This is a genomic window from Pseudomonas sp. Pseusp10 (genome assembly GCF_059492225.1).
In genome coordinates, this window is the sequence record NZ_CP168528.1 from 2,850,884 (window position 1) to 2,863,671 (window position 12,788).

Genomic DNA, 12,788 nt, shown 5'->3' on the forward strand with positions numbered 1-12,788 from the left:
CAAGGAAGGAAATCATGACCACTGCGTTGTTAATCATCGATGTTCAGCAGGCTTTGTGTTCCGGTGAGTACGCGTGCTTCGAGATCGGGCGTGTCATCAACACCATCAATGACCTTTCTGCCCGGGCGCGCAAGGCCGGAGTTCCCGTGGTGCTGATCCAGCACGAAGAAGCGGGCAGCCTGCTGGCGCATGAGGCTGGCGGCTGGCAACTGGCCGAAGGGCTGGAAACCTCGCCCAAGGATCATCGCGTGCGCAAGACCACCCCGGATTCGTTCTACCAGACCAATCTGCAAAGACTGTTGCCGAAAGAGGACTTCGAACGCTTGGTCATCTGCGGCCTGCAGACCGATTACTGTGTCAACGCCACCGTGCGTCAGGCCCTGACACTGGGCTACGAGGTGGTGCTGGCGGGGGACGCACATTCCACCATCGACAATGGCAACCTCAGCGCCGAAGACATCATTGCCGAACACAACAAGGACCTGGCGCTCCGGACCGGCGCCGTGGCGCGGATCGATGTGATACCGGCCAACGACATCCATTTCTGAAACCACCGCATTTCCCTGTGGGAGCGGGCTTGCTCGCGAAAGCGGTGGGTCAGTCAACATCAATATTGACTGTAACGACGCCTTCGCGAGCAAGCCCGCTCCCACAGGATCTACATCGGTCCGAAAATCTCGATCAACTCATTCAGGAACGCACTCACCAGATCCCGCTGGCGAGCCGAATGCCGCACCGCCGCATGAAAGCTCACCTCATAGCGCAGCAGGTCCGGATTCAGCGGGTGCAGCTGCCCCAGCTGTTCATGGCGGGTCGCGTAGTGCTGCGGCAGAAACCCCAAATGCTGGCCGGACAGAATCAGCAGGGCCGCGCCGTCCATGCTGTCGGTGAGCACGGTCAGGCGTTCAATTGACGTGGGGGCCGGCATTTCCGGCAGCGGATGGCTCGGCCAGACCCAGTCAAACCCGCTGACATCTTCACGGGTCAGTGCGCCGACTTGCCCGAACAACGGATGCGAGGGCGCGCAGTAGGCGATCTGGGTTTCCGGGAACAGCGGGAAATAATCGATGCTGGGCAAGCGGTGCCAGAAGTAACCGATGGCCAAGTCGATATGGCCGTTGATGATTTTCTCTTCCAGCAGGGACGACGACAGCTCGGTGAAATGGAAGTACAGCCCCTCGTGCCGAGCCCGCAAACGGGCAATGGCCAGGCCGATTTTCCTGTTCGCCACCGGATCGATTTGCCCCAGCAGGCCGATGTTGATGCTGCCCGAGACTTTGCGGTTGATGTGCTGCACCTCGACCCGAAAACCCTCGGCAGCCGCCAGCAAGCGTCGGGCCGCCTCGATGAACTGCGTGCCTTTGGGTGTTACGGAAAACCCGCCACGCCCGCGTTCGCACAGACGAAAACCGACCCGCGCTTCCAGCGTCGCCAGTTGCGCGCTGATCGTCGGTTGCGTGGTATTGAGGGCGGTTTGTGCCGCCGAAATGCCGCCGGCCTCAACGACGGTCAAAAATACCCGGATCAGACGCAGATCCAGCTCCGTTACAGTTCCCAGCATGGGGACTCCCGATTCTCGATTACATAGGCGCTGATCTATGTGAACAGTGTGCCTGCGATATTTTATTGCTCGGACTCACGCCCTACATTGCCGTGAAACCAGCGTCATCGTCAGCTTTTTATGGAGTTTCACCTGAACTGGACGTCGTGGCGAGCGCTGTACCCACAAAAACAACAAACAACAGCATAGGAACAATCGTATGTCAGGTTCCCCAGTGTCTGCGCGCGCCGCCGAGGCGAGTGGCGGGTTGGCCATCGAAGGCCACTCCATCGATTACATTCCGGAAAACGAACGTCACGCCAAACTCAGCAGCCAGGGGCCGTTCTGGTTCCTGGGCAACTTCCACTTCTTCACCATCTCCATCGGTTTTGTCGGCCCGAGCCTCGGTTTGTCGGCGTTGTGGACCATGCTCTCCGGTGCCCTGGGCATCATGTTCGGCACCATTTTCATGGCGTTCCACGGCTCCCAGGGCCCGGAAATGGGCCTGCCACAGATGATCCAGTCCCGCGCCCAGTTTGGTTATCGCGGAGTGATCCTGGCGTTGATGGCGACGATGTTCGTGTTCGTCGGTTTCAACGTGGTGAATATCTCGCTGATCATGAACGGCCTTGAACATGTGTTCGGCATCGACCCGACCATCGTTGCCGTCGCGGTGGTGCTGATCGGCGCACTGTTGTCGATCTACGGCCACGACCTGATGCACAAGGCCTTCAAGTGGGCCTTGCTGGCGACCTTGCCGCTGTACGCCCTGGTGACCATCGCCCTGATGTTCGGTGCGGGTCAGGAAGGCGTCACGCCGGCGACCGATCTGGGCTTCAACTGGGTGGCCTTCGCCACGCTGTTCGCCATCGGTGCCAGCTACAACATTTCCTATGCACCCTACGTGTCCGACTATTCCCGTTACCTGCCGAAAAACACCAGCCGGGCGAAACTGATCGCGGCGGTGTTCATCGGTGCCTCGTTGTCGGGCAGCTGGATGATCGGCCTCGGCGCCTGGCTGGCGCAGCAGTTGAAAGCCGCGGATGCACTGGTGGCGTTGAATCAGGTCGGTTCCTCGATGGTGCCGGGGTTGGGCAATCTGCTGGTGATCGTCTCGGTGGCGGGCTTCCTGCCGATCATCGCGCTCAACACCTACAGCGCCATGCTGACGCTGCTGACCGGTGTCGACTCGATCAAAAAAATCACCCCGACTCCCCGCGCCCGCGTGCTGTCGATCAGTGTGATCAGCGTGATTCTGTTGACCTGCGTGCTGTCGATCAAAGGGGACGGTATCGCGCTGCTGAACACCTTCCTGGTGCTGTTGCTGTACTTCCTCGTGCCGTGGACCGCCGTCAACCTGGTCGACTACTTCTTCGTGCGCAAGGGCCGCTATGCGATCCCGCATTTCTTCACACCGAAGGGCATCTACGGCGCCTGGCAATTTCGCGGCATTGCCTCGTACCTGATCGGCTTCGCCGCCATGGTGCCGTTCTTCTACATCTTCGATGCCGCCGCTGGCAAAGAGGTGTTCGTCGGCCCACTGGCGCGGGTGCTGGAAGGCGTGGACATCGCCTGGCTGGTGGGCCTGGTGGTCTCGGGGCTGACCTATTACCTGCTCAGCCGCTCGATTGATCTGGCCGCCGAGCGCCGGGTGATCGACGCGCTGAGCGAAAGCGACATCGTCGCCATGACCCACTCATCTGCGGAGGCAGGGCGTTGAACAGCGCAAAAAATACGGTGGTCGCCTGCTGCCAACTGGCACCGAAAATAGGTGACCTGGCCTACAACCGCACGCTCACCGAGCGCGCGATTCGTCAGGCGGCGTACCAGGGCGCGCAAATCGTAGTGCTGCCTGAGCTGGTGCAGAGCGGCTATCTGTTTGCCGACCGCGACGAAGCGCTGACCCTGGCGGAAACCGCTGATGGCCCGACCTTGCAACTCTGGCAGGCCCTGGCTCGTGAGCTGAACCTGGTGATAGTCGGCGGATTTTGCGAGCGCCTGCCCGGTGATGAGCTGGCCAATAGCGCGGCGATGATCGATGCCCAAGGGTTGCGTGCGGTGTACCGCAAGGCGCATCTGTGGGATGCCGAAAAAGAAATCTTCAGCGCCGGCGATGCCGCGCCGCCGGTGGTCGAGACGGTTCATGGGCGTCTCGGCATGCTGATTTGCTACGACCTGGAGTTTCCCGAGTGGGTGCGACTGCCGGCACTGGCCGGGGCCGATCTGCTGTGTGCGCCGGTCAACTGGCCCGACGGTCCGCGGCCGCAAACCGAGCGCCCGGCCGAAGTCTTGCGGGTGCAGGCCAATGCTTCGGTGAACCGCATGTTCATTGCAGCATGCGATCGCTATGGCCATGAACGCGGGGTCGGCTGGGTGCAAGGGTCGGTCATCGTCGATGCTGACGGTTATCCCTTGGCCGGTCCGGCGGAGCAGGGCGGCGAGCAAATCCTGCTGGCGACGCTGAACCTCGCCGAAGCGCGCAACAAGCGCATTAGCGCCCGCAACGACCTGCATCAGGACCGCCGGCCACAGTTGTACGGATTGAACAGCAGTTTGTAACCGTTGATGTCACGGCGAGCTGGACGCCATTCCCGAGCCTATGGCATCGTCAAGGCAACAGACCATGCAGTGAACGGGATCGCAAAAATGGAGGGGGGAAACAAGGTTGACGACAACAGGTCGCTGGCCACGCTGAAGGCGTTCAATCATTGCGTGTTGCACCTGGGGCGGCTGGCACGGGAAAGCGGGGCGTCGCGGTTCATCGCCGATGGCCTGCAAACATTCGGTCAACTGGTGCCCTTCACCTCTGCGTGGTGGGGCGAGATGTCGCCCCCCGGCAACGTTACCCCGCAAAGCTGGATGCACGGACGCATCAACCTGCCCGAATCCTTTGTTGCCGAATGGCATCCGGTAGCGGCCAACGACAAATTCTCCCATACCACCTTGAATCAACCCGGCGAGGTGTTGCGCGACAGCGGTTTCAACGACCCCTGCGAAGCGGTCAACGACTTCGCCCGGCGTCACGACCTGTTTCATTTGATGTGCATCACCTTCGAACTGCCAGAAAGCGGTCTGATGTTCTTCGCCTGCCTCTACCGTGGTGAGCATGAACAGGCATTCAACGAAACGGAAGGCGAGCTGTTTGCGGCTTACTGCGATCACCTGTTCCAGCTGTGGCGGTTTCAGGTGCAGGACATGATCCGCTTCGACACCGACAATGGTGCGAGCGACTCCGGGATCGCGCGCATGGACGGCAGCCTGCTCTATGTCGGCGCCCGGTTGTGTGCCGCGATTCAGCGCGAACTGCCCGGCTGGAGCGGTTCGACACTGCCGGCCGACGTCGTTGCGCAATTGTCCAAAGCCCCCTGTGTGATCCGCCTGGGCCGCTGCGCCCTGACCCTCAGCCCCAACGCCGAACACGTCATCCTTTCCCTCGAGGCACCGTCGGGCGGGGATGGCCTGGCACCACGGGAACGCACCGCAGCGATGCTGTTCGCCGCCGGCCATTCCTACAAAGAGATCGCCAAACTCCTCGCCCTGAGCCCCGCGACCGTGCGCACCTATTTGCGTAATTGCTACTTGCAGCTCGGTGTGAAAAGCAAGGTGGAGCTGGGCTCGGTCCTGCGTTCGCCGGGTGCGCTGGCGGAGTCCGTGCGCCGGGATTAATCCCCGCCGTTTCAATTATTTGCCTCACCCCTCCTCATTTGCAGAGGTCCATTCGAGCGCTGCGCCCTATAGGGTAGTCCCTGTCTATCAAGGGCTTGTGCAGTCGCTTCGGGCCGCTTCAAAACAATAAGAACAGGGGTGAGGCATTTGAGACTTTCCAGGTTGTTCATCGCCGTTGCGTCGACAACGGCATTTTCCTGCATGGCATTGGGCGCGACGCCCGCCGACACGGTCATGCGCAATGGCTACGTCTACACCGTCGATGGCCAGGATTCCGTGCAACAGGCCATCGCGATTTCCGGCGGCAAGATTGTCTACGTGGGCAACGATGCCGGGGTCGACGGCTACATCGGCAAGCAAACACAACTGATCGACCTGGCCGGGCGCATGCTGATGCCGGGCTTCGTCGATGCGCACATGCACCCGGGGGACGGCGGTCGCGCCATGACCTTGTGCGATCTGAAGTACCAGGCGATGACCCGCAAGCAGTTCCAGGCGAGCATCCAGGCCTGTCTCGATGCCGACAAGGACAAGGGCCCGGATGTCTGGCTGGAAGTGGGCAGTTGGGATCGCATGGGCATGACCGGGCTCGACGGTGACCCCGATAAATCGACCCTGGATGCGCTCAAGACCAAACGGCCGATCCAGGTCCGCTCCACCGATTTTCATACCGTGCTGGCCAACTCTCGCGGCCTGGAACTGGCCGGGATCAACAAGAACACCGCCGACCCCGAAGACGGCAAGTACCGACGTGACAGCGCCGGCAACCCGAACGGCATCTGCGAGGACGGCGCCGCCGAGTCGTTGGCCGCCGTGGTGCCGCCCGCCACCGACGCAGAAAAACTCAACCAGCTGCGAGCTGCCCTCGACGCCATGCGCCAACAGGGCATCACCAGTTTCTTCGACGCATTGTCCGGCCCGGAAAACGGCAAGGGCTTCAGCAGCCTGCAAAAGTCCGGTGAATTGACCGCCCGGGCCTTGCTGGCGATCAAGCTGGACCCGGCCGCTGCTGCGGCGGACCCGGTGAAAACCATCGCCGAGGCCAAGGCCCTGGCCAACACCTACGACCAGGGCGAAGTGCATGTCGCGCCGGGCGTGAACATGCGCCACGTCAAACTGTTCATGGACGGCATCATCAATGCCCCGGCGGACACCGGTGCCATGTTGACCCCGTACCTGCACAACAGCGGCACTGACAAGGCGCCGAAGTGGACACCGGGCAAAAACCTGGGCGAACTGTACTTCCCGCCGCAAGTGCTCAATCCGTTGTTGCTGGAGGCGGTCAAGGCCGGGTTCGATCCGCACCTGCATGCCACCGGCGAGCGCGCGGTGCGGGATGCACTGGACAGCGTTGCCTACGTGCGCGAGCAACTGGCGGGCAATCATTTCCGCCCGGCCATCGCGCACGCCGAGTCGGTCGACCCTGCCGACTACCCACGCTTCAAGGCACTGGACGTCACGGCCACCATGTCGTTCCAGTGGGCGCAGCAGGCGCCGTCCACGGTCGATGGCACCAGCGATCACCTCGGTGCCGAGCGATTCGAGCGCATGGAACCCTCGGGCAGCATCGCCCATGCTGGCGGTCGTGTGGCGTTTGGCAGCGACTGGCCGGTCGATCCCCTCGATGAGTTCCTGGCGCTGAAAGTCGGTGTCACCCGCTCCGGCGACCCCACCAATCCGCACAGCTATGGCCCCAAGTACGCCGGGCGACTCAACGCCGATCCGGCGCTGTCGCGAGCCGAAGTGCTGCGCAGCATCACCCTCAATGCCGCCGAACAGCTGAAGCTGGACGCGGTGGTGGGTTCGGTCGAAGTCGGCAAGTTCGCTGATCTGATCGTGCTGGACAAGAACTTCATGCAGGTGCCCGAAGAGGAGTTGGGTCGCAACGACGTGCTGCTGACGCTGGTCGGCGGCAAGGTCGTGTGGGCCAAGGCGCCGTTCCTGGGGCTTGCGCCACAGGTAGTTTCCCAAGCTGTTACTTCCCGATCCGCCCCATAAAAATTAGAGAGCGTTCCGATGCGATTCATTCCAAACCTGTTGGCCGCTGCGCTGGCGTTATCGTCGGTGCAAGCGATGGCTGCCGCCGACCTTGTGTTGTTCAACGGCAAGGTCTTTACCGCCGAACCCGGCCAGGCGCTGGTGCAGGCTGTTGCGGTGCAAGACGGCAAGATTCTGAAAGTGGGCAGTAATGCCGAAATCAACGCCCTGGCCGATGCCGGGACCCAGCGTATCGACCTGGCGGGCAAGGTGTTGATGCCAGGCATGATCGACACCCACAGCCACCCGATCGTGGGCGCATTCGACAACATGAAAGCCAACCTGCTGGACGAGGTCAAACCCTTGCCGGAACTGGAGCAATGGTTGATCGAAGAGGACAAGGCCGGCCGTGCCAGGGCCGGTGATGTGATCAGCGTCGCCGGTGTCAGTTCGGCCTATTGGGAAAAAAGCCGTGAACTCGGAAAAATGTTCAATCAGGGGCGTTGGGCCGATCAGCCCATCGTCTTCAGCGGCATCGACGGCCACACCGGTTGGGCCAACAACGCGATGCTCAAGCGTCTGAATATCGACGCAGCACTGGTCAAAAGCCTGCCGGAAAAAGACCGCGGTTACATCGGGCATGAACAGGACTTCACGCCTAACGGTTACTTTGCCGAATCCCGCTGGGACGTGGTGCGCAGCGGGATCCCCGCGCCCAGCCCGGAGACCATGCTCAAGGCCGCTCGCGAGGCGGTGAGGGTCAACAATCAATACGGCATCACCGCCTGGATGGACGCTGCGGCGAACGGCGGCAGTGAGGATTCGCTGTTCGATTTCAAGGCCACCAAGGAAAGTGTCGGCGTGCTGCCGCTGTACAAGGCGCTGGCGCGGAACGGTGAACTCAGTGCTCACGTCGCGGCATTGATGGTCACCAACCCGAAGAGCCGCCCGGCCGATCTGGAAGTGATCGCCACGGTGATGAAGCAGTTCGAAGGCGTTCCCAACCTGACGTTCCCCGGCATCAAGGTGTTCACCGACGGCATTCTCGAATTTCCGGGGCAGACCGCCGCGGTCATCGTGCCGTTCAAGAACAGCCACAAGAATGGTCAGCTGCTGATCGACCCGGCGCACTTTGGTGAGCTGGTGGTGGCGGCGGAAAAACGCGGCTGGATCGTGCACATGCACGCGGTCGGCGACCGTGCGGTGCGTGAGTCGCTCAATGGCGTGGCCTATGCGCGCAAGCTCAACCCGACACCGGTGCCGCACAGCATCGCTCACCTGCAACTGGTCAATCCCAAGGAATTTGCGCGCTTCAAGCAACTGGGGGTGATCGCCTCCATGCAACTGCTGTGGGCCACCGGCGAGACCTACACCGTCGAACTGGTCAAACCCTACATCAGCGCTTTCGCCTACGGTTACCAGTATCCCGCCCGGTCGCTGCATGACGCCGGCGCGGTGATTGCCGGCGGCAGCGACTGGCCGGTGTCCAGCCCCAACCCGTTCAACGCCATTGCCCAGGCCAGCACGCGCAAAGGGCCGCTGGGTGTGCTCAATGCCAAGGAGAGCATCGACCGCCAGACCATGTTCTACGCCTACACCCTCAACGCCGCCAAAACCCTGCGCCTGGAGCAGCAGATCGGTTCGCTGGCACCGGGCAAGCAGGCTGACCTGATCATCCTCGACCGCGATGTGTTCAAGGTCAGCGATGACGAACTGTTCGAGACCAAAGTCCTGAACACCTTCTTCGCCGGCAAGCAGGTCTACGCGCCCGCGTCCTGACCTGCGTTCAACCGCACTGTCTGAAAACTGCCAGGCCCCTCGCATTGCGACGGGCCTGGCAGCGCCGTGGCTGAAATTCCCCGTACCCCCATAAAAACAAGAGAAGCGCATGAACGCACTTTCAGCTTTGACCCTCGCAGCACTGGCATTGGCGCCTTTGACCAGCCAGGCCCTGGCCCTCAACGATGACTTCAGCCTGGACATGACCCTGGGCGTCGTCAGCGACTACCGCAGCCGCGGCATCTCGCAGACCCTGGGCGATCCGGCGGCCCAGGCTGGCGCAACATTGCTGCACAGCAGCGGCCTGTACATTGGCGCCTGGACCTCCAACGTGGATTTCGGTGGCGGCTTCGATACCCGGCAGGAACTTGAGTACTACGCCGGGTACTACTGGCAGGCGACGGACGCGATCAGCCTCGATCTGGGCTACATCAAGTACGACTACCCGAAAAATTCCGAATTCAACCTGAGTGAGATCTACGCCATTCTCGACGTCTATGGCGTGAAGCTCGGCGCCTATTACTCGAAGGACACACCGAACGTTTTCGGTGAAGACCAGGACACCCTCTACACCTACGTCGGCTACAAGTTCACGCTGCCGGCCGAGGTCGGCCTGGAGCTGCGGGTGGGGCGCAACGACGTGAAAGACCCGGCCTTCTGGTCCGCCAACGGCGACAACCGCGAGGCCTACTACGAGTGGGAAGCCAAGCTGACCCGCGACTTCGTCGGCGTGACCTGGGGCCTGAGTTATGTCGACACCGACCTGACGAAAAGCGAGTGCAGTGGCTGGTATGGCTATGACGATCTGTGTTCGGCCACGGTGGTGGCGAGCGCCACCAAGAACTTCTAAGTTCTATCCCTGATAACAAAAACAGTTCCTCAAAGGAAACACCGTCATGAGTGTGCAACGAAGTCCCCTGATCGAAACCCGCTCGATTGATTTCATTCCCGAGGCCGAGCGTCATGGCAGTCTCTATAGCCAATTCACCCTGTGGCTTGGCGCCAACCTGCAGATCACTGCCATCGTCACCGGCGCCCTGGCCGTAGTACTCGGCGGCGATGTGTTCTGGTCACTGATCGGCTTGCTGATCGGTCAGCTATTCGGCGGTGCCGTGGTGGCGCTGCATGCGGCGCAAGGGCCGAAGCTCGGCCTGCCGCAGATGATCTCCAGCCGCGTGCAGTTCGGGGTGTATGGCGCGGCGATCCCGATTGTTTTGGTGTGCCTGATGTACCTCGGTTTCAGCGCCACCGGCGCGGTGCTGTCGGGGCAGGCGATTGCGCAATTGATCAGCGTCAGTGACAGCGCCGGCATCCTGATTTTCGCGGCGTGCATCGCGTTCCTGACGATCTTCGGTTATCGGGTGATTCACCTGGTCGGGCGGGTGGCCAGCGTGCTGGGCATCATCGCTTTCGCCTACCTGTTCACCCGGTTGATGACCCTAAACGATATCGGCCTGCTGCTCGACAATCGTCATTTTGGCTGGAGCACCTTCCTGCTGGCGGTGTCGCTCTCGGCGTCCTGGCAGATCGCGTTCGGTCCTTATGTGGCGGATTACTCGCGTTATCTGCCGAGCAAGACTTCATCGTGGAAAACCTTCGCTGCCGTCGGTCTCGGCACGGTGCTGGGGGCTCAGGCTTCGATGGTGCTGGGGGTGTTCGCCGCCGCGTTGGCCGGGGCGAATTTCCGTGGGCACGAAGTGGCGACCATTGTCGGTCTGGGCAGTAGCGGGGTGATCGCATCCTTGCTGTACCTGAGCATTGTGTTCGGCAAGGTCACGGTGTCGACCCTCAACGCCTACGGCAGTTTCATGTGCATCGCCACCATCATTACCGGCTTTCGTCGCCGCCTGGAAATCACCGCCCGCCAGCGCATGCTGTTTGTGCTGCTGATCGTCGCGGCATCCACCACGCTGGCATTGCTGGGGCAGTACTCGTTCCTCAACTCGTTCAAGTACTTCATTCTGTTTTTGCTGACGTTCTTCACTCCGTGGAGCGCGATCAACCTGGTGGACTACTACTTCATCAACAAGGAGCGTTACGACGTCCCGGCACTGTCCGACCCGGCAGGGCGCTACGGTCGCTGGAACGTGCTGGGGATCAGCGTGTACGTGATTGGCGTGTTGATCCAGTTGCCCTTTGTCGACACCCATTTCTACTCCGGGCCAATGGTTGCGCAACTGGGCGGTGTGGATATTTCGTGGATCGTCGGGTTGCTGGTGCCGGGGGTGATTTATTACGCGTTGGCGAAGCCGTCGATGAGTGGCGTGGTGGTTGAGCGGGGTTAACCAACGCGAACGACGAACTCCTTGTGGCGAGGGGTTCAGCGTTTACTGGCGTTCGGGAAGCTTCCAGCGCTGGCGCAATTGCTCGTACTGCTTTTCGGGCAGTTGCACCAGCACCGGGGATTTGCCCGGGTCCAGCCAGTTGAACAACCGCGCGATATCCGCCGGATCCATGGCAGTGCAGCCACGGGTTGGTGCGCTGGAACTGCGCCAGATGTGGAAGAAAATGCACGAGCCGGCAGTGGGAATGGCCGGGATGTTGTGCTGGATGAAAATGCCCTGGCGGTATAAGTCATCGCTGCGGCGCATGCGTTCGGAACTGGTCCAGTCCTTCGCAACCACCGCTCCGTCGACCAATTCGTTGTAGCGTGCAGACTGACTGTCGTCCACGCATTCGATAGTTGGCGTCAACGCCAGATAGGGCAGGCGGGTTTCGGCCGAAGGCGCGTAGCCAAACGCCGTGCCCAGCTTGAACATTCCGGCCGGAGCCTTGCCATCGCCTTCCTGTTTCACTGGGCCTTCAGGTTGCCCGATGTCGAGCAACCCTTTGCCCCAGCCCATGCCGTTTTTGCCGAGCACCACCGCAAACGGCGCTTCGAATTTTTCAAAGATTTTGCCGTGCCGCTCATAGCGCTGAGCAGTGGCTTGAATGTCATCCCAGTTTTTACTGGTAACCACGATCAGTTGATCGCTGCCGTCGAGTCCTTGGGCCATCGCAACCCATGGAAAAAACAGCAGCAACAGGGATTTGATCAGAGGGTTCATGGTGCGAGCGGCGTGATGGGGAAATCCATGACGTCCGGCTTCTGCGTATTCGCGCTGTACGTGAAGTGCCACCACTCGGCCGAATAACCGCTGAAACCTTCTTTTTCCATCGCGCTGTTGAGTCGCTGGCGATTGGCTTTGGCCGTGGCATTGATCAGCGCCGAATCGGTGTGTGCCCGTTCATCGAAGCAATCGAAGCCGGTGCCCATGTCGAGCGCGCCGTCGTGCCAGCGCTGGCCGTAAGGGGCGGTGCAATCCACCGGCGTGGCCGAAGGCGTCCAAGTGTCGGCGGGCAGGGCACCGGGGCCGGTCAGGGTCAGGTCGACGGTATTGCCCCGGGAATGATTGGACACCCGGGCCACGTAACCCAGGCGCCAGAAGTCCTGCTTGTCGACCCGTGGATAGAATTCGGTCTTGAGCGGGTCGTCGGGCTCGGTGGCGAAGCGGCCCATGTCTGCCACCGCACGCTTGGGTCGATAGCAGTCGAATACCTTCAAACCGTAACCCTCGGCTTTCAGCGCCGTTTGCACTCGGGCCAGGGCTTTGGCGGCGTCCACGGACAACAGGCACTCCGGCGCCTGATAACCGTCAAGCGGATGCCCGGTGAAATTGTGCGCGCTGGCGTAGCGGATGTCCTGTTCGATGCCCGGGTCGACCGCACGCAGATACACCATGTGCCCGGGTTTCGGCTCGTCGGCCATGCACGGCAGGGCCAGGCTCAGGCACAGCAACAACAGACAGGGTGAACGAGACATCGGGAGCGGCTCCATGCATGACCA

The 12,788-nt window shown here is 61.3% G+C and carries 11 protein-coding genes; 8 read left to right on the forward strand and 3 right to left on the reverse strand.

Going from position 1 to position 12,788, the window contains the following annotated elements; translation table 11 throughout:
- Positions 1-14 precede the first annotated feature (14 nt).
- Positions 15-548, forward strand: coding sequence for a cysteine hydrolase family protein (locus tag ACEN8Z_RS12835; protein ID WP_495597873.1), 534 nt, complete (start codon positions 15-17; stop codon positions 546-548).
- Between the two features lie 110 nt (positions 549-658).
- On the opposite strand, the gene ACEN8Z_RS12840 is transcribed toward ACEN8Z_RS12835, so the two are convergent.
- Complete coding sequence (locus ACEN8Z_RS12840; RefSeq protein ID WP_495597874.1) at positions 659-1,561, reverse strand: LysR family transcriptional regulator; 903 nt, start codon at positions 1,559-1,561, stop codon at positions 659-661.
- A 199-nt stretch (positions 1,562-1,760) separates the two neighbouring features.
- Here ACEN8Z_RS12840 and ACEN8Z_RS12845 point away from each other — a divergent pair, with 199 nt between their 5' ends.
- From ACEN8Z_RS12845 to ACEN8Z_RS12875, 7 genes are all read left to right on the forward strand, one after another.
- Positions 1,761-3,260: a purine-cytosine permease family protein gene (locus tag ACEN8Z_RS12845; protein ID WP_495597875.1), complete on the forward strand. Its 1,500-nt coding sequence runs from the start codon at positions 1,761-1,763 to the stop codon at positions 3,258-3,260.
- The gene (locus ACEN8Z_RS12850) at positions 3,257-4,099 is read left to right on the forward strand and encodes a nitrilase family protein (RefSeq protein ID WP_495597876.1); all 843 of its coding nucleotides are present in this window, start codon (positions 3,257-3,259) and stop codon (positions 4,097-4,099) included. The genes ACEN8Z_RS12845 and ACEN8Z_RS12850 overlap by 4 nt, the downstream gene beginning before the upstream one ends.
- An 87-nt stretch (positions 4,100-4,186) precedes the next feature.
- The gene (locus tag ACEN8Z_RS12855; RefSeq protein WP_495597877.1) at positions 4,187-5,206 is read left to right on the forward strand and encodes a helix-turn-helix transcriptional regulator; all 1,020 of its coding nucleotides are present in this window, start codon (positions 4,187-4,189) and stop codon (positions 5,204-5,206) included.
- A gap of 201 nt (positions 5,207-5,407) precedes the next feature.
- On the forward strand, positions 5,408-7,204 hold the full coding sequence (locus ACEN8Z_RS12860; protein WP_495598122.1) for an amidohydrolase: 1,797 nt from the start codon (positions 5,408-5,410) through the stop codon (positions 7,202-7,204).
- 18 nt (positions 7,205-7,222) lie between these two features.
- Positions 7,223-8,962, forward strand: coding sequence for an amidohydrolase (locus ACEN8Z_RS12865; protein ID WP_495597878.1), 1,740 nt, complete (start codon positions 7,223-7,225; stop codon positions 8,960-8,962).
- Positions 8,963-9,071: 109 nt separating this feature from the next.
- Positions 9,072-9,812 (forward strand): TorF family putative porin, encoded by a 741-nt coding sequence (locus ACEN8Z_RS12870; RefSeq protein WP_008000451.1) that lies wholly within the window; start codon positions 9,072-9,074, stop codon positions 9,810-9,812.
- Positions 9,813-9,858: 46 nt separating this feature from the next.
- Positions 9,859-11,247, forward strand: a complete 1,389-nt coding sequence (locus tag ACEN8Z_RS12875) for a purine-cytosine permease family protein (RefSeq protein WP_495597879.1) — start codon at positions 9,859-9,861, stop codon at positions 11,245-11,247.
- 42 nt (positions 11,248-11,289) lie between these two features.
- On the opposite strand, the gene ACEN8Z_RS12880 is transcribed toward ACEN8Z_RS12875, so the two are convergent.
- Both ACEN8Z_RS12880 and ACEN8Z_RS12885 read right to left on the reverse strand, forming a co-directional pair.
- A complete protein-coding gene (locus ACEN8Z_RS12880) occupies positions 11,290-12,009 on the reverse strand; it encodes a L,D-transpeptidase family protein (protein WP_495597880.1) in 720 nt (239 codons plus the stop codon).
- Positions 12,006-12,764, reverse strand: coding sequence for a M15 family metallopeptidase (locus ACEN8Z_RS12885; RefSeq protein ID WP_495597881.1), 759 nt, complete (start codon positions 12,762-12,764; stop codon positions 12,006-12,008). Before ACEN8Z_RS12885 ends, ACEN8Z_RS12880 begins: the two co-directional genes overlap by 4 nt.
- Between the last annotated feature and the right edge of the window lie 24 nt (positions 12,765-12,788).